The organism is Pseudomonas sp. PDM05 (assembly GCF_014851685.1).
Classification (GTDB): domain Bacteria; phylum Pseudomonadota; class Gammaproteobacteria; order Pseudomonadales; family Pseudomonadaceae; genus Aquipseudomonas.
In genome coordinates this window covers 53,786-76,699 of record NZ_JACVAC010000013.1, presented here as the reverse complement: position 1 = coordinate 76,699, position 22,914 = coordinate 53,786, and the positions used below count along the sequence as shown (strand labels likewise).

At 61.9% G+C, this 22,914-nt stretch carries 22 protein-coding genes and 2 pseudogenes; 10 read left to right on the top strand and 14 right to left on the bottom strand.

The genetic code is table 11. The features are described from left to right. Positions 1-68: 68 nt before the first annotated feature. The 3 genes from hemB to IB241_RS22220 form a co-directional block, all read right to left on the bottom strand. Positions 69-1,043, bottom strand: coding sequence for a porphobilinogen synthase (hemB, locus tag IB241_RS22230; RefSeq protein ID WP_192300349.1), 975 nt, complete (start codon positions 1,041-1,043; stop codon positions 69-71). A gap of 116 nt (positions 1,044-1,159) precedes the next feature. Continuing rightward, positions 1,160-2,002 carry a PhzF family phenazine biosynthesis protein gene (locus IB241_RS22225; protein WP_192300348.1) on the bottom strand — a complete coding sequence of 281 codons (843 nt, stop codon included), beginning with the start codon at positions 2,000-2,002 and terminating at the stop codon, positions 1,160-1,162. Positions 2,003-2,005: 3 nt separating this feature from the next. After that, on the bottom strand, positions 2,006-2,704 hold the full coding sequence (locus IB241_RS22220; RefSeq protein WP_192300347.1) for a glutathione S-transferase N-terminal domain-containing protein: 699 nt from the start codon (positions 2,702-2,704) through the stop codon (positions 2,006-2,008). 252 nt (positions 2,705-2,956) lie between these two features. Here IB241_RS22220 and IB241_RS22215 point away from each other — a divergent pair, with 252 nt between their 5' ends. Both IB241_RS22215 and IB241_RS22210 read left to right on the top strand, forming a co-directional pair. Next, the gene (locus IB241_RS22215; RefSeq protein WP_192300346.1) at positions 2,957-3,658 is read left to right on the top strand and encodes a histidine phosphatase family protein; all 702 of its coding nucleotides are present in this window, start codon (positions 2,957-2,959) and stop codon (positions 3,656-3,658) included. Positions 3,659-3,702: 44 nt separating this feature from the next. Next, the gene (locus IB241_RS22210) at positions 3,703-4,758 is read left to right on the top strand and encodes a permease (protein ID WP_192300345.1); all 1,056 of its coding nucleotides are present in this window, start codon (positions 3,703-3,705) and stop codon (positions 4,756-4,758) included. Here the strand turns inward: IB241_RS22210 and mnmH are convergent. The 4 genes from mnmH to IB241_RS22190 all read right to left on the bottom strand — a co-directional run bounded on the left by mnmH (position 4,748) and on the right by IB241_RS22190 (position 8,003). Next, positions 4,748-5,851, bottom strand: a complete 1,104-nt coding sequence (gene mnmH / locus IB241_RS22205; RefSeq protein WP_192300344.1) for a tRNA 2-selenouridine(34) synthase MnmH — start codon at positions 5,849-5,851, stop codon at positions 4,748-4,750. The two genes, IB241_RS22210 and mnmH, sit on opposite strands and share 11 nt — an antisense overlap. Beyond that, positions 5,851-6,885, bottom strand: a complete 1,035-nt coding sequence (selD, locus tag IB241_RS22200) for a selenide, water dikinase SelD (RefSeq protein WP_192300343.1) — start codon at positions 6,883-6,885, stop codon at positions 5,851-5,853. The genes mnmH and selD overlap by 1 nt, the downstream gene beginning before the upstream one ends. A 94-nt stretch (positions 6,886-6,979) precedes the next feature. Then, a complete protein-coding gene (locus IB241_RS22195) occupies positions 6,980-7,729 on the bottom strand; it encodes a TerC family protein (protein ID WP_192300342.1) in 750 nt (249 codons plus the stop codon). Between the two features lie 28 nt (positions 7,730-7,757). Beyond that, the gene (locus tag IB241_RS22190) at positions 7,758-8,003 is read right to left on the bottom strand and encodes a hypothetical protein (protein WP_192300341.1); all 246 of its coding nucleotides are present in this window, start codon (positions 8,001-8,003) and stop codon (positions 7,758-7,760) included. Positions 8,004-8,137: 134 nt separating this feature from the next. Between IB241_RS22190 and nhaR the strand changes: the two genes are divergently transcribed. After that, positions 8,138-9,040: a transcriptional activator NhaR gene (nhaR, locus tag IB241_RS22185; protein ID WP_192300340.1), complete on the top strand. Its 903-nt coding sequence runs from the start codon at positions 8,138-8,140 to the stop codon at positions 9,038-9,040. 55 nt (positions 9,041-9,095) lie between these two features. Here nhaR and IB241_RS22180 read toward each other — a convergent pair whose 3' ends face one another. Next, on the bottom strand, positions 9,096-10,250 hold the full coding sequence (locus IB241_RS22180) for an MFS transporter (RefSeq protein ID WP_192300339.1): 1,155 nt from the start codon (positions 10,248-10,250) through the stop codon (positions 9,096-9,098). A 241-nt stretch (positions 10,251-10,491) separates the two neighbouring features. Between IB241_RS22180 and sstT the strand changes: the two genes are divergently transcribed. Further along, positions 10,492-11,712 carry a serine/threonine transporter SstT gene (gene sstT / locus IB241_RS22175; protein WP_192300338.1) on the top strand — a complete coding sequence of 407 codons (1,221 nt, stop codon included), beginning with the start codon at positions 10,492-10,494 and terminating at the stop codon, positions 11,710-11,712. 63 nt (positions 11,713-11,775) lie between these two features. Here the strand turns inward: sstT and IB241_RS22170 are convergent, their stop codons facing one another. Next, positions 11,776-12,285 (bottom strand): DUF1993 family protein, encoded by a 510-nt coding sequence (locus IB241_RS22170; protein ID WP_192300337.1) that lies wholly within the window; start codon positions 12,283-12,285, stop codon positions 11,776-11,778. A 116-nt stretch (positions 12,286-12,401) separates the two neighbouring features. On the opposite strand from IB241_RS22170, the gene IB241_RS22165 reads away from it, so the two are divergent. Next, positions 12,402-13,049, top strand: coding sequence for a YceH family protein (locus IB241_RS22165; RefSeq protein WP_192300336.1), 648 nt, complete (start codon positions 12,402-12,404; stop codon positions 13,047-13,049). A 136-nt stretch (positions 13,050-13,185) separates the two neighbouring features. Here IB241_RS22165 and IB241_RS22160 read toward each other — a convergent pair whose 3' ends face one another. After that, the gene (locus IB241_RS22160) at positions 13,186-14,004 is read right to left on the bottom strand and encodes a shikimate 5-dehydrogenase (RefSeq protein WP_192300335.1); all 819 of its coding nucleotides are present in this window, start codon (positions 14,002-14,004) and stop codon (positions 13,186-13,188) included. A 156-nt stretch (positions 14,005-14,160) separates the two neighbouring features. Here IB241_RS22160 and IB241_RS22155 point away from each other — a divergent pair, with 156 nt between their 5' ends. The 3 genes from IB241_RS22155 to IB241_RS22145 all read left to right on the top strand — a co-directional run bounded on the left by IB241_RS22155 (position 14,161) and on the right by IB241_RS22145 (position 15,218). After that, positions 14,161-14,520: a hypothetical protein gene (locus IB241_RS22155; RefSeq protein ID WP_122490077.1), complete on the top strand. Its 360-nt coding sequence runs from the start codon at positions 14,161-14,163 to the stop codon at positions 14,518-14,520. Positions 14,521-14,749: 229 nt separating this feature from the next. Next, a complete protein-coding gene (locus tag IB241_RS22150) occupies positions 14,750-14,944 on the top strand; it encodes a hypothetical protein (RefSeq protein ID WP_192300334.1) in 195 nt (64 codons plus the stop codon). 91 nt (positions 14,945-15,035) lie between these two features. Then, positions 15,036-15,218 carry a hypothetical protein gene (locus IB241_RS22145; RefSeq protein ID WP_192300333.1) on the top strand — a complete coding sequence of 61 codons (183 nt, stop codon included), beginning with the start codon at positions 15,036-15,038 and terminating at the stop codon, positions 15,216-15,218. A 3-nt stretch (positions 15,219-15,221) separates the two neighbouring features. Here IB241_RS22145 and IB241_RS22140 read toward each other — a convergent pair whose 3' ends face one another. Then, the gene (locus tag IB241_RS22140) at positions 15,222-16,289 is read right to left on the bottom strand and encodes an AI-2E family transporter (protein WP_192300332.1); all 1,068 of its coding nucleotides are present in this window, start codon (positions 16,287-16,289) and stop codon (positions 15,222-15,224) included. Between the two features lie 163 nt (positions 16,290-16,452). Here IB241_RS22140 and yegQ point away from each other — a divergent pair, with 163 nt between their 5' ends. After that, positions 16,453-17,766: a tRNA 5-hydroxyuridine modification protein YegQ gene (yegQ, locus tag IB241_RS22135; protein WP_192300331.1), complete on the top strand. Its 1,314-nt coding sequence runs from the start codon at positions 16,453-16,455 to the stop codon at positions 17,764-17,766. Between the two features lie 28 nt (positions 17,767-17,794). On the opposite strand, the gene IB241_RS28005 is transcribed toward yegQ, so the two are convergent. From IB241_RS28005 to IB241_RS22125, 3 genes and pseudogenes are all read right to left on the bottom strand, one after another. Beyond that, positions 17,795-18,550, bottom strand: coding sequence for a methyl-accepting chemotaxis protein (locus IB241_RS28005; RefSeq protein WP_412547884.1), 756 nt, complete (start codon positions 18,548-18,550; stop codon positions 17,795-17,797). A 102-nt stretch (positions 18,551-18,652) separates the two neighbouring features. Continuing rightward, positions 18,653-19,474 (bottom strand): annotated as a pseudogene (locus tag IB241_RS28000) (cache domain-containing protein); the annotation flags it as partial. A gap of 200 nt (positions 19,475-19,674) precedes the next feature. Next, the gene (locus IB241_RS22125) at positions 19,675-20,994 is read right to left on the bottom strand and encodes a Na+/H+ antiporter family protein (RefSeq protein ID WP_192300425.1); all 1,320 of its coding nucleotides are present in this window, start codon (positions 20,992-20,994) and stop codon (positions 19,675-19,677) included. A gap of 335 nt (positions 20,995-21,329) precedes the next feature. On the opposite strand from IB241_RS22125, the pseudogene IB241_RS27995 reads away from it, so the two are divergent. Beyond that, positions 21,330-22,619, top strand: a pseudogene (locus IB241_RS27995) (HAMP domain-containing protein); the annotation flags it as partial. Positions 22,620-22,914 lie beyond the last annotated feature (295 nt).

The following is a 22,914-nucleotide window of genomic DNA, read 5'->3' as shown; positions in this document are numbered from 1 at the left end:
AGCGGAGTGTCAGTCACTAGATCTTTTACTGAACCACTGCTTTCGCGAGCAAGCCCGCTCCCACATTTTTAGATCCCGGCCAGGGCCAGGTCCATCGCAAAGTAGGTGAAGATCAAATCCGCACCGGCCCGCTTGATCGAACCGAGGGTTTCGCGCACCACGCGAGCTTCATCAATCGCCCCCGCCTGGGCACCGAACTTGATCATCGCGTACTCGCCACTGACCTGATACGCCGCCACCGGCAAGCGCGAGGCTTCGCGGATGTCGCGGATGATGTCGAGGTAGGCCCCCGCCGGCTTGACCATCAGCGCATCGGCGCCTTCCTGTTCATCCAGCAGCGACTCACGCACGGCTTCGCGGCGGTTCATCGGGTTCATCTGGTAGCTTTTGCGGTCGCCCTTGAGCGCACTGCCGCCGGCTTCGCGGAACGGGCCGTAGAGGGCCGAGGCGAATTTGGTCGAGTAGGCCATGATCGGGATGTGGGTGAAACCGGCGTCATCCAGGGCACGACGGATCGCCTGGACCTGCCCGTCCATCGCTGCCGACGGTGCGATCACATCGGCGCCAGCACGGGCGGCAGCGACGGCTTGTTTGCCGAGGTTGACCAGGGTCGCGTCGTTATCGACGTGGGCACCGTGCATCACGCCGCAGTGGCCGTGGTCGGTGTATTCGCAGAAACAGGTGTCGGACATCACGATCATTTCCGGCACGGCGTCCTTGATGATCGAGGACATACGCGAGACCAGGCCACGTTCCTTCCACGTATCGCTGCCGCTGGCGTCCAGGTGGTGGGACACGCCAAAGGTCATCACCGACTTGATGCCGGCGCGGGCGTAGCGCTCGATCTCGGCGGCCAGTTTCTTCTCAGGGATACGCTGCACGCCGGGCATGCTGGTGATCGGCACGAAGTCGTCGATTTCTTCTTCGACGAAAATCGGCAGCACCAGATCGTTGAGGGTGAACTCGGTTTCCTGGAACAAGCCACGCAGCTCCGGGGAGCGGCGCAGGCGGCGTGGGCGAGCTTGGGGGAACTGGCTGGTCATGGCGGTCCTGAAAAATGGCTAAAGACTTTGGGGCGAAAGCTTATGCCCACCGGCATGGGCAACACAAACGCCGACGACCCAATAGTGTATTGCACGGGCAGTAACAGTTTATTGATCTAGAGCTGTAGACGCCCCTCGATACACACTGCGACCGCACCGCCGACCCAGATGTCATCGCCCTGGCGTTCGACGCGAATCCGCCCTGCACGCCCGAGGGCCGTGCCCTGACTGACCACATAACGCTCTGGCGCCAAGCCTTCGCCCAGCAGCCATTGGGCGATACCGGCGTTCAAGCTGCCGGTGGCCGGGTCTTCCGGGGCGCCGTCTCCAGCGATAAAGCCGCGCACTTCAAACTGCGTGTCCACGTCGTCGCGCACCGGGTCGCAGGGGGCGATCACCCCCACCGCCAGACCGAGCAACTGCGAATAGTCCGGCTGCAAACTCAGCACTTGATCGCGATCGGCCAACATCAACGCCAGCCACCCTGCACCATTGTCGACCCACTGACTGCGCACAACGGCTTCGGGACTCAAGCCCAACCCCAGGCACACTCGCTGCAGCACAGGCGCTTGCACTGGACCGCAACGCAATAACGGCGGAGCAATAAACGCCAGCTCATCACCTTGGCGACGCACACGCACCAAGCCGATCTCGCACTCCTGGACGATGTCCTCGCCCTTGGGTACACCGCCCGCTTGCAACCACGCATGGCACGTGCCCAACGTCGGGTGGCCGGCGAACGGTAGTTCCTGCACGGTGGTGAAAATTCGCACCCGGTAGTCGGCGAGAGGATCACGCGGTGTCAGCAAAAACGTGGTTTCACTGAGGTTGGTCCAATTGGCGAAATCGGCCATCTGCTGGTCCGTCAGGCTGTCAGCGCCAAGCACCACAGCCAGCGGGTTGCCCTTGAGGGGCACGTGGCTGAATACATCCAGTTGTTTGAAATCGAAAATCGGCATGCTTCAGCTCGGAATATTCAGGCCACGGATCACCGCCGGGCGGGCCACAAAGCCGTCCAGCGCGCGCAGTACGTTAGGGAAGTCGGCGATACCCACCAGGTCGCCTGATTCGTAGAAGCCGATCAGGTTGCGGATCCATGGGAAGGTCGCGATGTCGGCGATGCTGTAGTCGTCGCCCATGATCCAGGTGCGGCCCAGCAGGCGCTGCTCCAGCACCGCCAGCAAGCGTCGGGACTCGGCGGCGTAGCGGTCGCGCGGGCGTTTGTCCTCGTAGGCCTTGCCGGCAAACTTGTTGAAGAAGCCCAACTGGCCAAACATCGGCCCGATGCCGCCCATCTGGAACATCAGCCATTGCAGGGTTTCATAGCGGGTGGCCGGGTCCTCGGAGAGCAACTGGCTGGTTTTTTCCGCCAGGTAGATCAGGATCGCGCCGGACTCGAACAGCGCCAATGGCTGGCCGCCGGGGCCGTCGGGGTCGATGATCGCAGGGATCTTGTTGTTGGGGTTCAGGGACATGAACTCGGGGGACAACTGGTCCTGGGTCTCGAAGCTGACCTTGTGCGCCTCATAGGGCAGGCCCAACTCCTCAAGCATGATCGAGACTTTTACCCCGTTGGGCGTAGGCAGCGAGTACAGTTGCAGGCGTTCGGGGTGTTGAGCGGGCCATTTGCTATTAATCGGGAAGCTGGCAAGCGAGTTCATCGGGAAATCCCCTGGGCGCAAAGCCCCCATGATAGTCATCTTCCCGGTGTCCTGCTTGGGTCATCAATGCGCAACATGCGCTGGCTATTATCCCGCGCAGGCGAACCAATGCGCCCTTGCGCACTCTTACCTGCGCTTGAACGGTGAATGGAGGCACCTTGCTGTAACGACAGGAAATACCGCAGGACGCCCTTGGCGTCACTGGGGCCGGGCTTGTCCGCCCTCACTCGATGCACTGAAGACTCCAGACCAATGACAATCAAGCCTCCGTGCCTTGCGTTACGCCTGAAACGCTATTCATACATCATGTTGCCGCTGTTGCTGGTCGGTGGCGCCATCGGCCTGACCCTGGAATCGCGCACCAGCCGTGCCGAGCAGGTAGACGGCGTGCAAACCCTGGTCTTCCTGCGCCACGGCGAAAAACCCGCTGGCGGCCTGGGCCAGCTCAATTGCCAGGGCCTGAACCGGGCGATGAACCTCGCCACGGTATTGCCGGAAAAATTCGGCAAGGCCAACTTTGTGTTCGCCGCCAACCCGACGCGCAATGTCGAGGAAGGCGAGTTCGACAATTCCTACAGCTACATTCGCCCACTGATGACCATCAGTCCCAGCGCCATCAAACTCGGCCTGCCGGTGAACATCAAGTTTTCGGCAAACGACACCAGTGCCCTCGCCGATGAACTGGTGGAAGACAAGTACCACAACGCCACCATCTACACCGCCTGGTCCCACGGCTACCTACCGGAGTTGATCAACAAGGTGGCGAGTGAAGCGTCGGGCGAAAAACACACCATCACCGACGACTGGTCCGGCAGCGACTACGACACCCTGTACGTGCTGACCTTGACCTGGCACAACGGCAAGGCGTCGCTGCTGAGCCGCAACTACAAGCAAGGCTTGAACAACGGCGAAGAATCCTGCCCGGAACCGACGCAGGTGAGCGCCGATAGCTGACAGCGTATGATGCGCCGCTATCGAATCACCTGCGGATCCTCCCCATGCCCAATCCCACATCCACCCAGCCCCAACGGGGCTGGTCTTTCTGGTGCAAGCCGGCGCTGTTTGTGCTGGTTGCCTGCGTCGGCCTTTATTATGTGAAGTGGTCGCCCTACTACCTCAAGGCCTTCGTGGCCGCCGACAACCACAGCATCGGCGCCTCGATTCTCAACGATCAGCACAGTGCGCCATGGGCGGCGGCACTGGCCTACGCCCAGGTGTACTTCCTGGCCATCTGGAAGGCGGCCTTGCTGGCGGTGATCCTGGGTTCCCTGTTGCAAGTCCTGATCCCCCGCGATTGGCTGCTGCGCCTGTTTGGCAAAGCCGGGCTGGGTTCGACCCTGCGTGGTGGGTTGTTCGCCCTGCCGGGCATGATGTGCAGTTGCTGCGCGGCACCGGTGGCCGCCGGCATGCGTCGCCAACAGGTCTCGGTGGGCGCGGCGCTGGCGTTCTGGATCGCCAACCCGGTGCTGAACCCGGCCACCCTGGTGTTCATGGGCTTTGTGCTGGGCTGGGGATTTACTGCGCTGCGACTGGTGGCGGGTATCGTACTGGTGGTGGGTGTGTCGTTGGTGGCGCAACGTATCGCCCGTGCGGAACAAGTGCCGCCAGCGGCACTGGACGCCGTGGCCGAAGCCAGCGTGATCGAGTCGCAGCCGTTCCTGGGCCGCTGGCTGCGGACCCTGTGGCAGCTGTTCTGGAGCACCATCCCGGTGTACATCCTGGCGGTATTGATCCTCGGCGCAGCGCGGGTATGGCTGTTTCCCCATGTGGACGGCGCGATGGCTGACAGCCTGGTGTGGCTGGTTCCCCTGGCGATTGTCGGCACGTTGTTCGTGATTCCTACCGCCGCGGAGATCCCGATCGTACAAACCATGATGACCCTGGGCATGGGCACCGGGCCGGCCGTGGCGCTGCTGATGACGCTGCCCAGCGTCAGCCTGCCGTCACTGCTGATGCTGCGTAAGGATTTCGACACACGGGTGCTGGTGACGGTGGCCGGGCTGACGATGCTGATGGGCGTCGTATGTGGTTTGATCGGCGCACTTATCCTCTGACGCGCGCGCGCTCGCGCAAATACTCGACCACGGCGCCCTGCTCCCCGATGAACTCGATGCGGGTGCCTTTGCTTTCACGCTGGAAGGCGTACATCGGGTCGTAATATTCCCGCAAAAGCCCTTCGATCCAGGCGCGGTGCAGGTCCACCGCACCACTGCGGGCCTGTTCTGCCAGGGCCGCCTGCAAGATCCCGTGCAAACGCTGGAAGCGCTCACCGCCCAGGCGCTTGTGGATATTGCCCAGGCTCTGGGTCAGGCGCTCGGCGAACAGCGCCTGGCCCGCGTCGCCAAACACCGCGATAAATTCGGCACACAGCTCTACCACGTAGTCACGCAGGATGCGTTCGACCCGGCCTTGCACACTGTCTTGCAACCACACCATTGGAAACGCCTGCATGCCCTTGTGCAGCGCCAGCGGCAAGGCGCAACTGCCGATCATGCGGCTTTCGTCCTCGACCACGAACTGCTCGATCCCGGCGGCGCGCTTTTTTAGCAGGTCCACGGCCAGGCGGTTTTCGAAGTCGATGTTGGAGGGCTGCACCGTGGCACGCTTGCCGAAACTGGAACCGCGATGGTTGGCGTGGCCTTCCAGGTCCAGGGCGTTATGCAATTGGCCAAGGACCTCGGTCTTGCCTGTACCGGTCATGCCGCCCAGCAACACGAAATCACACTGGGCCGCAGCCTGCTCGACGGTTTCAAACAGGAAGGTGCGCATCGCCTTGTAGCCGCCGCCGACACGCGGGTACTCGATGCCTGCCTCGGTCTTGAGCCACTGCTGCACAATCTGCGAACGCAAGCCCCCACGAAAGCAATACAGGTAGCCGTCCGGGTGAGCCTGGGCGAATTGTGCCCAGCGCTCGATGCGTTGCGCCTTGATCGCGCCGGATACCAGCTCATGCCCCAGCACAATGGCGGCCTGCTGGCCACGCTGCTTGTAGCAAGTGCCCACCCGCTCGCGCTCGTCGTCGCTCATCAGCGGCAGGTTGACCACGCCGGGGAAGGCGCCTTTGGCAAACTCGACCGGCGCGCGGGTGTCCATCATCGGTCGGTCGCTGAGGAAGATGTCGCGGTAGTCGGTGATGTCGCCTGTCATCACATCACCTCTACCGCGTGGATCTGTCGCTCGACCAGTACGCCGATTGGCTCGAGGGTCAGGCCCAGTTCGCAGGCCACCGCGTGGAAGTCGGCGTCGCCGTCAGGGGTCACGGCAATCAACAGGCCGCCGCTGGTCTGCGGGTCGCACAGCACACGCTTGTGCAACTCTTGCAGGCGTCCGAGCTTGCTTGAGTAACTGTCAAAGTTACGCAGGGTGCCACCTGGCATGCAGCCCTGATCCAGGTAGTCCTCGATCCCGGCAAGGCGTGGGACTTTGCTGTATTCAATACGCGCCGTTACCCCACTGCCGTCCGCCATTTCCACCAAGTGCCCCAGAAGACCGAAACCAGTGACGTCGGTCATTGCCATGACCCCTGCCAGCTTGCCAAACCGGCTGCCAGGCTTGTTGAGGGTGCACATCCAGTCGCGGGCCAGGCCCACATCCGCTTCACGCAACTTGCCCTTCTTTTCGGCGGTGGTCAGGATGCCGATGCCCAGGGGCTTGGTGAGGTACAAGCGACAGCCGACGGTGGCTGTGTCGTTGCGCTTCATATGGCGCTTTTGCACGATGCCGGTTACGGCTAGCCCGAAGATCGGTTCCGGCGCGTCAATGGAGTGACCACCCGCCAGCGCAATACCCGCGTCGTCGCACACCGCACGACCGCCGCGAATCACCTCGCGGGCAATCTCCGGCGCCAGCACGTTGACGGGCCAGCCGAGGATGGCGATGGCCATCAACGGGTCGCCGCCCATCGCGTAGATGTCGCTGATGGCGTTGGTGGCCGCGATCCGACCGAAATCGAACGGGTCATCGACAATCGGCATGAAGAAGTCAGTGGTGGAAACTACGCCGCGTTCATCGTCAATGGCGTACACCGCCGCATCGTCCCGCGAGGCGTTGCCCACCCACAGCTTGGGATCGAGGTTCTGTGCGCCGCTGCCGGCGAGGATCACCTCCAGGACCTGGGGGGAAATCTTGCAGCCACAACCCGCGCCATGGCTGTACTGGGTAAGACGAATCGGCTCGTTCATGTAGGACCTCAAGCTATCAAGTGCACGAATTCTAACAGACAGCAAAAGGCCGGCTGGGCTCTTGTGAGCGCAGCCGGCCTTTTGAGGTCAGTGGTTATTGGCGGGCAGCCAGCAAACGCTTATGCCGATTGCGTCGAGCGATGTTCAGGCACTCGATCACTGCCGAGAACGCCATCGCTGCGTACACGTAGCCTTTTGGCACATGGGCGCCGAAGCCTTCGGCGATCAGCGTCATGCCGATCATGATCAGGAAGCCCAGGGCCAGCATCACCACGGTCGGGTTGTCGTTGATGAACTTGGCCAGCGGTTCAGCCGCCACCAGCATCACGATCACCGAGGTCACCACGGCGATGATCATGATCGGCAAGTGCTCGGTCATGCCCACGGCGGTAATGATGCTGTCGATGGAGAACACCAGGTCCAGCAACAGGATCTGGCCGATGGCCGCCGCGAAACCGATGGTCACCGTATTGCCGACGCTGACCTTCTCCTCGGGCTCCGGGTCCATGCTGTGATGGATCTCGGTGGTAGCCTTCCACACCAGGAACAGGCCGCCGGCGATCAGGATCATGTCCTTCCACGAGAACGCCTGGCCGAACACTTCGAACACTGGCGCCGTCAGTTGCACGATGAACGCGATGGTACTCAACAGGCCCAGGCGCAATACCAGCGCCATGCTGATGCCGATGCGTCGCGCCTTGGCCCGGTGCTGCTCAGGCAGTTTGTTGGTGAGGATCGAGATAAAGATCAGGTTATCGATGCCCAGCACGATTTCCATGACGATCAACGTCGCCAATGCCACCCAGGCGGTGGGGCTGGCGGCCAGCTGTAAAAGGTAATCCATAGGTCAGTCCTGAGGTTGTGCCGGGGAATTAGGTTTCTTGGGTGTCGGAAGCGTCTTCAGCTTCTTTTTCCTGCTTCTCAGGCTTGATCAAGCCTTGTGTCGCTTCACTCAACGCCTGCTCGGCGGCCTTGTGGGTGTCATCGATCGCTTGCTTGGCCGACTCGGTGGCCTTGCCCAACACCTGCTGGGCGCTTTTTTCGACCTGATCGCAGCCGCTGATCACCACCAATGAAAGCGCAAGCAACGATGCTGCGCCCAGGGAATTGAGTTTCATGATGTATTCCTCGTTAGAACCATTGGGTCCAAATAGTGGCCCCGCGATAGCGAGGCATTCTATGCAGGTGAACAGTTCAGAAAAATTCGTATTTTTCTCACGTATACTTCGGTTTTCACGAAGTGATAGCCAGCATGCTCAATTACCGCCAATTGCATTACTTCTGGGTCGTGGCCAAGACGGGCAGCATCGTGCGCGCCTGCGAGCAACTGAACCTCACGCCCCAGACCATCAGCGGGCAGATCAGCCTGCTTGAGCAAACCTTTGGCATCGCGTTGTTTCAGCGGGTCGGCCGCCAGCTGGAGCTGACCGAAGCCGGGCGCCAGGCCCTGCCCTACGCCGAGCAGATGTTCCAGACCGGCAATGAATTGGAGGCGATGCTGCGCGCGCAGCCGAATGAGCAGCAGATCCTGTTCCGCGTCGGCGTAGCGGATGTGGTGCCCAAATCCATCGTCTACCGCCTGATTGCGCCGACCATGGAGTTGAGCGAACCGATCCGCATCACCTGCCGCGAAGACAAACTCGAACGGTTATTGGCTGACCTGGCGATCCAGCGCCTGGACCTGGTGATTTCCGACAGCCCGATGCCAACGCACCTGGACATCAAGGGCTACAGCCAGAAATTGGGCGAGTGCGGGATCAGCTTTTTCGCCACCCAGGCGTTGGCTGACGCCTACAGCGGCACCTTCCCACAGTGCTTGCAGGGGGCGCCGCTGTTGATTCCGGGTGCAGAGACGGTCGTACGCAGCCGTTTGCAGCGTTGGTTCGCCGAACAGCAGATCCAACCCAGGATCATCGGCGAGTTCGACGACAGCGCCTTGATGCAGGCCTTCGGCCAATCCGGCAGCGGGATTTTCATCGCCCCCAGCGTGATTGCCGATGAAGTGGTGCGCCAATACGGCGTGGCGTTGATTGGCCAGACCACGGCGGTCACCGAGTCGTTCTACGCGATCTCGGTCGAGCGCAAGGTCAAGCACCCCGGCATCGTCGCGATTACCGAAGGTGCCAGGCGGGAGTTGTTCACCGCCCTGCCCTGATGCCTATGTGGCGAGGGAGCTTGCGCCCTCGCCACAGCAGGCCAACAACCATGAATCAGGCATAGTTCGGCGCCGATTTGACACTCATCAGCCACAGGGCCAGCAGGATCGACACGAGGATAAACCCGGACGCAGCAAAGCCCAGGCTGCCAAGGCCCAGGGTGTCGATCACATGCCCGCCAACCAGCGCGCCCAAGCCGATGCCCAGGTTGGCCCCGGCGATGTTCAGCGAAGCGGCGAACGCCGGCGCATGGGGTGCGGCCTTCATCAAGCGCACATGGCTGACCAGGAACATTGCCGCCTGGGTCACGCCCCACACCGCCATCGCGGCCGCCAGGCCGATGGTGGAATGAATCGCCGGCACCAACGCAACCATGCCAGCGATCATGAAACCGCAGAACACCATGGACGCAATCAGCGGGTGACGATCCACCGCACGCCCGCCCAACGAGTTGCCGATCAACCCGACCGCGCCGAAGCCCATCAAGCACCAGCCCACCAGCGTGCCGTCGAACCCGGCCAGGCGTTCAAGGATGTCCGCCAGGTAGGTATAAGCGGTGAACATGCCGCAAAACACCAGGATCGACAGCAGGATATGCCCCTGCATCAGCGGGTTGCGCAGGATCTTGAACTGCGAGCGCAGCGTCACTTCGGCGTTTTTCGGTGCAGTCACCGGCAGGTAGATAAACAACAGCAGCGCCTTGGCCAACGCCACCACCGCGAGGATGGCAAACGCGCTGCGCCAGCCGAACATATCGGAAATCAGCGTGCCCACCGGGATGCCGAACACGGTGGCGCAGACAATGCCGAAGCCGATCTTCTCGATGGCACGCCCGGCGTACTCCGGGCCGACGATGTCCACTGCGGTTTCACTGGCCAGGGCCCAGAACACCGGCAAGCCCAGCGCAGGGATCAAGCGTGCCACGGCCATCACCCAGATGTTTGACGCCAGCGCAGCCACGGTATTGGCCACCCCGAACAGGATCAGGATGCTGATAAACAGGCGCTTGCGCGGGAAACGCGCGCAGTAGGCCGTGAGAAACGGCCCGAATGCCGCCACGGTAAAAGCAAACAAGGTCACCAGCAGCCCGGCCTGGGACACGCTGACATGCAGGTCCCGGGCGATGGACGGCAGCAGGCCGACGATGACGAATTCCGTGGTCAGCACGGTAAAACCGGCGGCCGACAGCAGCAGGATGGGGAACAACATGAAAACTCCAGAAACGACGACAGCAACGACAGCCCGAAGGGCCCGCTGACAGATGGGAAAGGTGAGAGGCGAGAATCTTAACAGAGTATGTCCGGCTTTGCCGAAGCGCCGCCGGCGTGGGTGACGGAATGCCGCATCAGCGAGGACATTTCCTACGACATGCTAGACTCCGCGGCTGCTTCCTACAGCCCTTTCTGCCTGCAATGCTGCGCCCTACTAAAAAAATCAGAGACAACTGTTTATGACTGCTGCCCCCTCCCTGCTCCAGCGCCTGACACGCGTCAGCCTGGTTACACAAATTGTCATCGGTTTGATCGCCGGCATTCTGCTCGCGCTGTTGGCGCCCCAGGCGGCCCAAGCCACCGGGTTTATCGGCAAAGTGTTTGTCACCGCGCTCAAGGCCGTGGCGCCAATCCTGGTGTTTGTGCTGGTAATGGCGTCGATCGCCAACCATAAACACGGCCAGGAAACCCATATCAAACCGATTCTGTTCCTGTACCTGCTTGGCACCTTCGCCGCCGCCGTGGTGGCGGTGATTGCCAGCATGTGGTTCCCGTCACCCCTGGTGCTGATCACCCATGACACCTCCGTCAGCGCCCCCGGCGGTATCGGCGAAGTGTTGCAAAGCCTGCTGTTGAGCGTGGTGGACAACCCGGTCAGCGCGCTGATGAACGCCAACTTTATCGGCATCCTGGCCTGGGCCATCGGCATGGGCATCGCCATTCGCCATGCTGGCCAAACCACCCGTACCGTACTGGATGACCTGTCCAACGGCGTGACGTTGATCGTGCGGGTAGTGATCCGCTTCGCGCCCCTGGGCATTTTCGGCCTGGTCGCCTCGACCCTGGCCACCTCCGGTTTCGGCGCCCTGCTCGGCTATGCGCACCTGCTGGTGGTGCTCATCGGTTGCATGCTGTTCGTGGCACTGGTGATCAACCCGGCCATCGTGTTCTGGAAACTGCGCCGCAACCCCTACCCGCTGGTGTTGATGTGCCTGCGCGAAAGCGGCATCACCGCCTTCTTCACCCGCAGTTCGGCGGCAAACATCCCGGTCAACCTGGCGTTGAGCAAGCGCCTGGGCCTGCATGAAGACACCTACTCGGTGTCGATCCCACTCGGCGCCACCATCAACATGGCTGGCGCCGCCATCACCATCACCGTGCTGACCCTGGCCGCCGTGCACACCCTGGGTATTGCCGTCGACCTGCCCACCGCCGTGCTGCTCAGCGTGGTCGCCGCGATCTGCGCCTGCGGTGCTTCGGGCGTAGCCGGTGGTTCGCTGCTGCTGATCCCGCTGGCGTGCAGCCTGTTTGGCATCCCCAGCGAGATCGCGATGCAGGTGGTTGCGGTCGGTTTCATCATCGGCGTGTTGCAGGATTCGGCGGAGACCGCGCTGAATTCGTCCACCGATGTACTGTTTACCGCTGCGGCGTGCCTGGGCAAGGAAGAACAACCGGCCTGACCTGCGCGCACAAAAAAGCCGGGGCGGTTCTTGAGTGAACCGCCCCGGCTTTTTTTTGGCCGCTTAGAACGCGCCCATGTAATCGCGCTTGCCCACTTCCACACCGTTGTGACGCAGCAGCGCGTATGCGGTGGTGACGTGGAAGAAGAACTGCGGCAGGCCGTAGGTCAGCAGGTAGGACTGGCCGCTGAAGCGCTTCTCTTTCGGCGTGCCAGGGCGGGTGATGATCTCGATGCCTTCCTTGCCGTCGATTTGCTCAGGCTTGAGGGTGTCGACGAAGGCCAGCACCTTGGCGATCAGGGCTTGCAGGTCGGCGAAAGTCACTTCGCTGTCTTCGTATTTCGGCACTTCGACCTCGGCCAGGCGTGCGGAAACGCCCTTGGCGAAGTCAACGGCGATCTGCACCTGGCGCACCAGTGGGAACATGTCCGGGAACAGACGCGCTTGCAGCAGAGCGTTCGGCTCGATGTTCTTGGCGGTGGCGTGGGCTTCGGCCTTGGTCAACACACCGCTCAGGGCGGTGAGCATTTGCTTGAAGACTGGGATGGAAGCGGCGTACAGGGAAATAGTCATGGCAGTCTCATGGGTGATGATGCGGTTTGAACAGGCGACGATTATAGACCGGCCGGTCGCTTGTCTTTTATTTTTTCCGGCTTACGCTAGGCACTTCACTGCATAGGGAAAGCGCGATGACCGCCGAGCACGACACCGACACCCCTGAGCCGCGCCTGAACAGCACGGAAATCCGCATCCTGGGCTGCCTGATCGAAAAACAGGCGACCAACCCGGAAACCTACCCCCTGACCCTCAACGCCCTGGTGCTGGCCTGCAACCAGAAGACCAGCCGCGAGCCGGTGATGAACCTCAGCCAAGGCCAGGTCGGCCAAAGCCTGCGCGCACTGGAAGGCCAGGGTTTTACCCGCCTGGTGATGGGCAGCCGCGCCGACCGCTGGGAACACCGCGTGGACAAGGCGCTGGAACTGGTGCCGGCCCAGGTGATCCTGACCGGGCTGCTGTTTTTGCGTGGCCCGCAAACCGTCAATGAACTGCTGACCCGCAGCGGGCGCATGCACGACTTTGAAGATGCCGAGCAAGTGGTGCATCAGCTGGAACGCTTGATTGCCCGGGGGCTGGCACTGTTGGTGCCGCGTCAGGCGGGGCAGCGGGAGGATCGATACACCCATGCGCTGGGGGACCCGGCGGATATCGAGGTGATTATCGCGGCGCGAGGCAATCCGGTGGAGCGTGGGAGCACGGTTTCAGCCGATCGCATTGAAGAGCTGGAAGCACGGATTGCCGCACTGGAAGAACGCCTGACCCAGCTGGAACAGGCATAACACCCCCCTAAATGTGGGAGCGGGCTTGCTCGCGAATGCAGTGTGTCAGTCACCGGAGATGGTGGCTGAACCACCGCCTTCGCGAGCAAGCCCGCTCCCACACAAGCCCACTCCAACATTAGAGCTTCGGGGGGCCTTAGGTTCGGGCGAAGGCAACCGCCGCCTGGAACTGCTCGTCTGTAGGCCGCACCCCGGTGTACAGCACAAACTGCTCCAACGCCTGGATCGCAATCACTTCCAGCCCGGTAATCACGCGCTTGCCTTGCGCCTGTCCACGCACGATCAACGGCGTTTCGGCGGGGATCGCCACCACATCGAACACAGTGTCCGCCACATCGATTGCCTCGGCGTCAAACGCCAACGCATTCGCCTGCGCCCCGCCGGTCATGCCGATGGGTGTCACGTTGATCAGCATCTGCGGGCGCGCGTCGCCCAGGTCCGCCTGCCATTCGTACCCGAGGTTGCGTGCCAACGCCCGGCCCGCCGCTTCGTTGCGCGCCACGATCAGGCCATTGCCGTAGCCACCGTCACGCAGGGCGCTGGCCACGGCCTTGGCCATGCCGCCGCTGCCGCGCAGGGCGAAGGTCGAGTCTGTGGGTACCGCATGCTTTTTCAGCAGTTGTTCGATGGCGATGTAGTCGGTGTTGTAGGCCTTGAGATGGCCATCGGTGTTGACGATGGTGTTGAGCGAGTCGATGGCTTGAACCGAATCGTCGAGTTCATCCACTAAGGCAATGGCGGCCTCCTTGAACGGCATCGACACCCCGCAACCGCGAATGCCCAGCGCCCGGATACCACCGATCGCGCCGGGCAAATCCCGGCTGCTGAAGGCTTTATAGTAGAAGTTCAGACCCAGCTGTTCGTACAGGTGGTTATGAAAACGCAGGCCAAAATTCCCGGGACGCGCCGACAGCGACATACACAGTTGGGTGTCCTTGTTGGGGTGCATTTGCATGGAAAACTCCTCTGAGTAAGCAAATCGGTACAGACCTTACACAACCTTTACCTAGCGGCCGTGCTGTTTTCTTGAAATACGTTGTCTTAAAAGCATCCCCGCGACAATCCTTGAGTCTATTGATTGCAGACCACAAGCGCAGGGGCTAACCGAGGAATGACCATGATTCGTACAATCCCCAAGATCGCCTTGCTGGTTGGCGCACTCGCGATGGCAGGCCAAGCCTCCGCCCACGGTGGTGGTGGATGGGGTGGCCCGGCCGTATTGGGTGCTTTAGTCGGCGCCGCCGTCGTAGGCTCCGTGGTTGCCAGCCAGCCGCGTGAAGTCTATGTGCAGCAGCAACCGGTGTACGTCCAGCCACAGCCGGTGTATGCAGCTCCGCCGCCGGTCTACTACGCACCGCCACCGCCGGTGTACGTGCAACAACAGGTCTACTACCGCCCGGCGCCGGTCTATTACGGCCCTCCGCGTGGCTACTACGGCCCTCCGCACGGCTACTACGGTCGCGGCTGGTAAGCGCCAATTGTCTGAAACAGGCCTCGCCCACCCTGCGAGGCCTTTTTTTTGCATGGAAAGTCTGGATTCATCGCGCCAAGGTCGCTGTGAGGACAATGGTCGAGGCGCAATCGCACATCATCAACACCATTGTCTACTTGCTCGAACGGGGCTCGCGCTGTCATGTTTGTGTCACGACACACTCTCACTATCGAGCCTGTCCACCCAATAACAACAAGGACGACTGACCATGCCCACACAAAACCCGCACCATACCGCTGGCCTCTGTACGTCCAGCAAGGTCTATAGCGCGCTTACCGAACTCAAGCACCTGGAAGGCCACCGCAGTGCCAAATTCCTTGCGTTGCTCGCAGAAAGCCTGGTGCGCAAGGGCTTGCTCAGCGAGCAGGAAGTGGTGGTGATGCTCGATCAAGTGGTGGACTGACGCGTCCCGTCAATGTCCACTATCGAGACAGGTGATTTTTCCCCGATCCCTGCGCCGCGTAAGGTGACGTCCATAGCGATTGGAGGTTCTTATGCCCACTGTTCAAATCATGTCCGTCATCGGCAGCGCCGTCCCCGCCCCTCTGCGTGAGCTGGGGTTGCTGGCCTGCTGGTATCTGGTGCGCGATGGCGAGCCTATCAGCGGCCCGCTCACTTCATTGTCCGCCGCCGAAACGCAGCTGCAACATGCGTCAAACTTCAAGCTGCACGCCTGAGCCTCATGGCAACGGCAACTTGACCCGCGGCTTGCTCTCCACGAACAGTGCCCAGCTGGACATGAACAACGCCGCCACCAGCGGCCCGATCACGAACCCGTTCAGGCCGAACACCGACAGGCCGCCGAGGGTCGAGATCAGGATCAGGTAGTCCGGCATCTTGGTGTCCTTGCCCACCAGAATCGGGCGCAGCACGTTGTCCACCAGCCCAATGACAAACACACCGAACAACCCCAGCACCACGCCCTGCCAGATCGAACCGCTCAACAGGAAGTAGGCGGCCACCGGCCCCCACACTATCCCCGCGCCCACCGCTGGCAACAGCGACAGAAACGCCATCAACACCGCCCACAGCAAAGCGCTGGGAATGTCCAGGAACCAGAAGATCAACCCGCCCAGCGCACCTTGGGTCACGGCCACCAACACGTTGCCCTTGACCGTGGCACGCACCACCCGATTGAACTTGAGCTGCAACCGACGCTTCTGCGGCTCGGCCAACGGCACCGCCGTGCGCACTTTGCGCACCAGATCAGGGCCGTCGCGCAACAGGAAAAACAACAGATACAGCATGATGAAAAAGCTCACCAGGAAATCAAACGTGCCCTGGCCAAAGCTGAACGCCTGGGTCGCAAAAAACTGACTGCCCTGCATCGCGCTCTTGACGATCTTCTCGCGCAGCCCTTCCAGGTTGCCCATGCCGAAGCGGTCCAGCAGGTGCTGGAAGTACGGCGGCAGGAAGTTCTTGAACTGCTCGATATACCCGGCCACGTCCAGCTTGCCGCTTTCGATATTTTTATAGAGCGTCGCCCCCTCTTGCACCAGCAAGGCACTGGTGATGATCACCGGCAAGATCGCGATCACCAGGCACACCGTCAAGGTACTCAGGGACGTCAGATTGCGGTTCCAGCCAAAGCGCTGCTGCAGGCGGCGCTGCATCGGCGCAAAGATGATGCCGAGGATCACTGCCCAGAACACCGCGCCGTAGAACGGCAGCAAGATCCAGATAAACGCGATGGTCACCAGGCCCAGCAGTAGCAGCAAGGTCTTGAATTGCAGGTTGGTTTGATTCATGTCCGGTCCATGTCAGAAAAACAGAGGACCTGTGTAGGCCCCTGCTGCTTAGTCCACGCCCAGTGCCACGAGTGCCCTCTTTGTTGCAAGGCTAGACCCAGATCAATAAACCACAGACCGACTTGCTCTACCCTGCCGCACTTTTTTGACTCAAGTGCTCACCATGCCCCCTGTTATCGCCCCCGAATTGCTCGCCCCTGCCGGCACCCTGAAGAACATGCGCTACGCCTTCGCCTACGGGGCCGATGCGGTCTACGCCGGCCAGCCGCGCTACAGCCTGCGGGTGCGCAACAACGAGTTCGACCATGCCAACCTGGCCCTCGGCATCGACGAAGCCCATGCGCTGGGCAAGCGCTTCTACGTGGTGGTCAACATCGCGCCGCACAACGCCAAGCTCAAGACCTTCCTCAAGGACTTGGCCCCCGTGATCGCCATGGGCCCGGACGCGCTGATCATGTCCGATCCCGGGCTGATCATGCTGGTACGCCGACATTTCCCACAAATGCCGATCCACCTGTCGGTGCAGGCCAATACGGTGAACTGGGCCAGCGTGGAGTTCTGGCAACAACAAGGGATCTGCCGGGTGATCCTGTCGCGGGAATTGTCCCTGGAAGAGATCGGCGAAATCCGCCAACAGGTGCCAGCCATGGAACTGGAAGTGTTTGTGCACGGGGCGTTGTGCATGGCCTATTCCGGGCGCTGCCTGCTCTCAGGCTATATGAACAAGCGCGACGCCAACCAAGGCACCTGCACCAATGCCTGCCGCTGGAAATACCAGGCCACGCCGGCGGTGGAAAACGCCACGGGGGACATCGTCCAGCAATTCCAGCCGACCCTGGGGATCGGCGCACCGACCGACCAGGTGTTCCTGCTCCAGGAAGCCAACCGTCCCGACGAGCAGATGCCCGCCTTTGAAGACGAACACGGCACCTACATCATGAACGCCAAGGACCTGCGCGCTGTGCAGCACGTGGAGCGCCTGACCCACATGGGCGTGCACTCGCTGAAAATCGAAGGCCGCACCAAGTCCCACTTCTACTGCGCACGCACCACCCAGGTGTACCGCCGGGCGATAGACGACGCGGTGGCCGGGCGTGAATTTGACCGCAACCTGATGACCGACCTGGAGTCCCTGGCGCAGCGCGGCTACACCGAAGGCTTCCTGCGTCGGCATGTGCACGACGAATACCAGAATTACCAGAACGGCAGTTCAGTTTCGGAGCGCCAGCAGTTTGTCGGGGAATTCACCGGCGAGCGTCGGGGCGAACTGGCCGAGGTGAAGGTAAAGAACCGTTTTGCCGTAGGCAATCATTTGGAATTGATGACGCCTGCGGGCAATTTCCACTTCGACCTGGAGATGATGCACAACGCCAAAGGCGAAGCCGTCGAGGTGGCGCCGGGGGACGGGCACACGGTGTATGTGCCGGTCCCGGCGCAGATGGATCTGCGTTTTGGTCTGTTGATGCGCGATGTCTGAACACGCCTAGGCTGTGTGCTTGTCGGGCTCAGATCCGGAACTGCCCGACCAACTGCCCCAAGCGCTGGCCCAGGTCCGCCAGGCTGCGCGAGGTCTGGGCGCCCAGTTGGGTCTCGTCGGCAACGCTGTCCACCGCCACGGCGATCTGATGCACGCTGCGGTTGATCTCTTCGGCTACGGCCGTCTGTTCTTCAGCGGCGCTGGCGATCTGCGCGTTCATCGAATTGATGGTACCGATCAACTGCGCCATGGTGTCCAGGGACGCGCCGGCCTGGTTGGCCTGTGCCGAGGTGCCGTCGCCGGCATCGCTGGAGCGGCGCATCGCATCCACGGCGGCTTCCGTGCCCTTTTGCAGGCGGTCGATCATGCCCTGGATTTCCTGGGTGCTGGTCTGGGTGCGGCTGGCCAGGGCGCGTACTTCGTCGGCGACCACCGCAAAACCACGCCCGGCCTCCCCCGCCCGTGCGGCTTCAATCGCGGCGTTGAGTGCCAGCAGGTTGGTCTGTTCGGCGATAGAGCGGATCACGCCAAGCACGCTGACAATCGATGACACGTCCTGTTGCAGGCTGTCGAGGGACACGCCACTGCTGCGAATATCGCTGACCAGCGCGTGGATCTGCGCGATGCTGCCGTCCACCACGCGCTTGGCAGCCTGGCCTTCGGCGTCAGTCTGTTGCGCGGCGACGGCAGCGCCCTGGGCACTGCGCGCCACTTCATGGGCGGCCGACGACATCTGATTGATCGCCGTCGCCACCTGATCGGTTTCGTGGCGTTGGCGCTCCATGGCCTGCTCGGAACGCTGGGCCTGGTCGGAAACCTGGCTGACCAGCCCGGTGAGCTGCGCCGTCATTTCAGTGATCTGGCGCACCAGGCCATGGATCTTGTCGACAAAACGGTTGAACGCCCCGGCCAGATCGCCCAATTCGTCCTGGCTGGTGATGGCCAGGCGGCGGGTCAAATCGCCTTCGCCGGCGGCGATGTCATCGAGGTTGGCTTTCATCAGGTGCAACGGCCGCAGGATGGTATTGGCCACCACCAGGCCCACGGCGGCAATGACCAGCAGCACCACCACCGCCACGCCGAGGATGCTCAACAACACGCCTTCCATGCGCGTCTTCACCTTGGCTTCGACCACCGCCACCTGGGCTTCGATGCCGTCCAGGTTCACCGATGTACCGATGACCATGTCCCATTTGGGCAGGTATTCGGTGTAGCCCATTTTGGGCACCAGTTCGGTTTGCCCCGGCTGGGTCGAGCTGTATTGCAGGTAATGGGTGCCGTCCTTGCCGACCTTGACCAGGTCACGGTTGACGTACACGCCGTTGGGGTCGCGGTTGTCCTTGAAGCTCTTGCCCACGCCGTCGGGGCTGTTGCCCTTGAACAGGCGGATGGTCTCGGAGTCGTAGCCGAAGAAGTAGCCGTCCTTGCCATAGCTGGTGTTGGACAACAGCTTGACCACCTCGGCGCGTGCGCCGGTATCACCGGGGGCGGCTGCGTCGTAGAGCGGCTTGATGGTGGTCATGGCCACTTCGACATAGCTTTGCAGGGTGGCCTTGGCGTCGTTGAGCAGGCGCTGGCGGGTTTCATCCACCTCGTTGCGCGCCTGGCCCTGGAGAATCCACACGGTGGTCAGGCTGATGACCACGGCAAACAGCAACACCGGCACGACAGCCAGGGACAAGACTTTGGCCTTCAGGCTCAGACGCATGGTTTTTCTCTCTTATTAGGGGCGACTTGAGAGGTTAACGGCTGCGCAGGAAATAACTGTAGTGAGCGGGCTTGCCCGCGCCGGGGGGGCGAAGCCGCCCTAAATCCAGCCACCGCGGTCCTCCTGAAACACCGAGGCGGACTGGTTGGGGCGGCTTCGCAGCCCGGCGCGAGCAAGCTCGCTCACTACAATCAGCGGTGTCAGAGGGTCATTGCGGCCAACCAGCCGAAGGCCAGCAGCGGAATGTTGTAGTGCAGGAAGGTCGGCACCACCGTGTCCCAGATGTGGTGGTGTTGGCCGTCGATGTTCAGGCCGGAGGTCGGGCCCAGAGTTGAGTCCGACGCGGGCGAACCGGCATCGCCCAGCGCGCCAGCGGTGCCGACGATGCAGACGATGGCCATCGGGCTGAAGCCCAACTGCACACACAACGGCACAAAAATCGCCGCCAGGATCGGCACCGTGGAGAACGACGAACCGATGCCCATGGTCACCAACAACCCCACCAACAGCATCAACAACGCACCCACGCCACGACTATGGCCGATGAACGCCGCCGAGGCTTGCACCAACGAGCGCACATCGCCGGTGGCCTTGAGCACTTCGGCAAAGCCCGAGGCGGCGATCATGATGAAGCCGATCATCGCCATCATCTTCATGCCTTCGGTGAACAGGTCGTCGGTGTCGCTCCAGCGCACGATGCCCGACACCGAAAAGATCAGGAAACCCGCCAGCGCGCCGATGATCATCGAGTCCAGCCACAGCTGGATGATGAACGCCGAGGCGATCGCCAGGCCGGCCACCAGCAGGGTCAGCGGGTTGTACTGCACCGCCACTTGTTCGACCCGTTCGATTTTCTCCAGGTCGTACACGCGCTTTTTGCGATAACTGACAAACACCGCCACCAGCAGGCCTACAACCATGCCCAGTGCAGGCAGGCCCATGGCGTGGGTGACGTTGACCTGGCTGATGTCCACGCCGCTCTTGGCCACGTTGGCCAGCAGGATCTGGTTGAGGAAGATGTTGCCAAAACCCACCGGCAGAAACATGTACGGCGTGATCAGGCCGAACGTCATCACACAGGCGATCAGGCGGCGGTCCAGTTGCAGCTTGGTCAGCACGTACAGCAGCGGCGGCACCAGCAACGGGATAAACGCGATGTGAATCGGCAGGATGTTCTGCGAAGCAATTGCCACCACCCACAGCAGGCCGATCAGCAGCCATTTGACGTGGCTGCCGCCGCTGGCTTCCTGGCGGTCCACCAGCATCAGCGCCTTGTCGGCCAAGGCGTGGGCCAACCCGGATTTGGCAATGGCCACGGCGAACGCGCCGAGCAAGGCGTAGGACAACGCCACGGTGGCGCCGCCGCCCAACCCGCCATTGAAGGCCTTGAGCGTGGCGTCGATGCCCAACCCGCCGGTGAGACCACCGACCAGCGCGCCGACGATGATGGCGATGACCACATGCACGCGGGACAGGCTGAGCACCAGCATGGTGCCGACCGCGGCAATGACTGCGTTAATCATGGATACCTCAAGCAGAAACATAAAAAACAGGCATGCCCGCGCCAAGACAGGCCAAGGGTGGCTGCCAGCGTGCAGGCTTGAAGGAGGTCTTATTAGAGGGCGCGCACTTTGCCGCAGGTGGGGCTGCATGTCAAAAAACCAGCTTTGTAGCGAGCGAGTTTGCTCGCGCTGGAGTGCGTGGCGCTCCCACCTTTTTGGGGCTGCTACGCAGCCGGCGCGAGCAAGCTCGCTCACTACAGGGCAAAATTCAATTGAACGTTTAAATAATAAAGATCGAGAAAGATCGGCCGATAGCCTGATTCACTGTGTTTTAAGGTTAAGGATGCTCCTCGATGTCCCTCAGACAGCTGTCCATTCAATGGAAAATCACCCTGCTCGCCGGCCTTTGCCTGCTGGGAATCGTGACCCTGCTGGTGGGTCTGTCGCTGTATCGCATGGAGCAGAGTTCGCAGCAGGTCAAGGCGTCCAGCATGCAGATGCTCGACGAAGCGGCCCAGGCGCGCATCGAGGCCCAGGGTGAAGGGCAGGCACTGGGCATCCGTCGCCAGTTCATGGACGCCTATCAATACGGCCACGGCTTTTCGCGCCAGGTGCTGTTCTTGCGTGAACAGGCAGAAAAGCGCTTCCTCGACGCCTTCGACACCCGCGAAGACCTGACCCGCCAGGTCAAGGCCGCATTGCAGGCCAACCCGGACCTGCTCGGCCTGTCCCTGGTGTTCGAAGCCAACGCGCTGGATGGCAAGGACGAGCTGTTCGCCAACCAGGCCGAGCTGGGCAGTAACGACAAGGGCCGCTTCGCCTTGTACTGGTCGCAGCCAACCCCCGGCAAACTGGAGTCGATGGCCCTGCCGGAAAGCGATATGGCCGACACCAGCATCGGCCCCAGCGGTGAAAAAGCCAACGCCTGGTTCACCTGCCCGCGCACCACCCTCAAGCCGTGTGTGATCGAGCCCTACTTCTATGTGATCAACGGACAAAACGTGCTGATGACCAGCATCGTGTTCCCGCTGATGGTCAACGGTAAAGTCGTCGCCTCACTGTCGGTGGACATCAACCTCAACAGCCTGCAGGCCGTGAGCCAGCAGGCCAGCCGCAAGCTGTATGACGGCCAGACCCAGGTCAGCATCCTCAGCGCCACCGGCCTGCTCGCCGGCTACAGCCCGGATGCGAGCAAGCTCAGCCAGCGCCTGGATCAGGTCGATAACGCCAGCGGCGCGCAACTGATCGGTTTCTTGGCCAGCGGCACGCAGATCCGCAGCCTGCGCACCGACCACCAACTCAAGGTGCTGGCACCCTTCGCGCCGATCCCCGATGGCAAATCGTGGGGGGTGTTGCTGGATGTGCCGGAAAAAGTCCTGGTCGCTCCCGCCGAAGCGTTGAAAACGCAGCTGGATGCCGACAATGCCAGGGGCACCTTGCTGGAGCTGGGCCTGGGCTTGTTGGCAGCGGTCGTCGGCCTGATCCTGGTGTGGCTGATGGCCCGCAGCGTGACCCGGCCGATCCTCGGCGTGGCGCACATGCTTGAAGACATCGCCAGCGGCGAAGGCGACCTGACCCGTCGCCTGGCCTACGACAAACAGGACGAACTCGGCCAACTGGCTGGCTGGTTCAACCGTTTCCTCGACAAACTGCAACCGATCATTGCCGAAGTGAAACGCTCGGTGCAGGACGCCCGTGGCACCGCTGACCAATCCGCCGCGATTGCAACGCAAACCAGCGCCGGCATGGAGCAGCAGTATCGCCAGGTCGACCAAGTGGCCACCGCTTCCCACGAAATGAGCGCCACCGCCCAGGACGTCGCCCGCAGCGCGGCCCAAGCGGCGCAGGCGGCACGCGACGCCGACCAGGCCACCCGTGACGGCCTGACCGTGATCGACCGCACCACCACCAACATTGGCAACCTGGCGGCCGACATGA

Coding starts and splice junctions, on each gene's coding strand:
- hemB (WP_192300349.1), bottom strand. CDS start 1,043: ATGACCAGCCAGTTCCCCCAAGCTCGCCCACGCCGCCTGCGCCGCTCC.
- IB241_RS22225 (WP_192300348.1), bottom strand. CDS start 2,002: ATGCCGATTTTCGATTTCAAACAACTGGATGTATTCAGCCACGTGCCC.
- IB241_RS22220 (WP_192300347.1), bottom strand. CDS start 2,704: ATGAACTCGCTTGCCAGCTTCCCGATTAATAGCAAATGGCCCGCTCAA.
- IB241_RS22215 (WP_192300346.1), top strand. CDS start 2,957: ATGACAATCAAGCCTCCGTGCCTTGCGTTACGCCTGAAACGCTATTCA.
- IB241_RS22210 (WP_192300345.1), top strand. CDS start 3,703: ATGCCCAATCCCACATCCACCCAGCCCCAACGGGGCTGGTCTTTCTGG.
- mnmH (WP_192300344.1), bottom strand. CDS start 5,851: ATGACAGGCGACATCACCGACTACCGCGACATCTTCCTCAGCGACCGA.
- selD (WP_192300343.1), bottom strand. CDS start 6,885: ATGAACGAGCCGATTCGTCTTACCCAGTACAGCCATGGCGCGGGTTGT.
- IB241_RS22195 (WP_192300342.1), bottom strand. CDS start 7,729: ATGGATTACCTTTTACAGCTGGCCGCCAGCCCCACCGCCTGGGTGGCA.
- IB241_RS22190 (WP_192300341.1), bottom strand. CDS start 8,003: ATGAAACTCAATTCCCTGGGCGCAGCATCGTTGCTTGCGCTTTCATTG.
- nhaR (WP_192300340.1), top strand. CDS start 8,138: ATGCTCAATTACCGCCAATTGCATTACTTCTGGGTCGTGGCCAAGACG.
- IB241_RS22180 (WP_192300339.1), bottom strand. CDS start 10,250: ATGTTGTTCCCCATCCTGCTGCTGTCGGCCGCCGGTTTTACCGTGCTG.
- sstT (WP_192300338.1), top strand. CDS start 10,492: ATGACTGCTGCCCCCTCCCTGCTCCAGCGCCTGACACGCGTCAGCCTG.
- IB241_RS22170 (WP_192300337.1), bottom strand. CDS start 12,285: ATGACTATTTCCCTGTACGCCGCTTCCATCCCAGTCTTCAAGCAAATG.
- IB241_RS22165 (WP_192300336.1), top strand. CDS start 12,402: ATGACCGCCGAGCACGACACCGACACCCCTGAGCCGCGCCTGAACAGC.
- IB241_RS22160 (WP_192300335.1), bottom strand. CDS start 14,004: ATGCAAATGCACCCCAACAAGGACACCCAACTGTGTATGTCGCTGTCG.
- IB241_RS22155 (WP_122490077.1), top strand. CDS start 14,161: ATGACCATGATTCGTACAATCCCCAAGATCGCCTTGCTGGTTGGCGCA.
- IB241_RS22150 (WP_192300334.1), top strand. CDS start 14,750: ATGCCCACACAAAACCCGCACCATACCGCTGGCCTCTGTACGTCCAGC.
- IB241_RS22145 (WP_192300333.1), top strand. CDS start 15,036: ATGCCCACTGTTCAAATCATGTCCGTCATCGGCAGCGCCGTCCCCGCC.
- IB241_RS22140 (WP_192300332.1), bottom strand. CDS start 16,289: ATGAATCAAACCAACCTGCAATTCAAGACCTTGCTGCTACTGCTGGGC.
- yegQ (WP_192300331.1), top strand. CDS start 16,453: ATGCCCCCTGTTATCGCCCCCGAATTGCTCGCCCCTGCCGGCACCCTG.
- IB241_RS28005 (WP_412547884.1), bottom strand. CDS start 18,550: ATGGAGCGCCAACGCCACGAAACCGATCAGGTGGCGACGGCGATCAAT.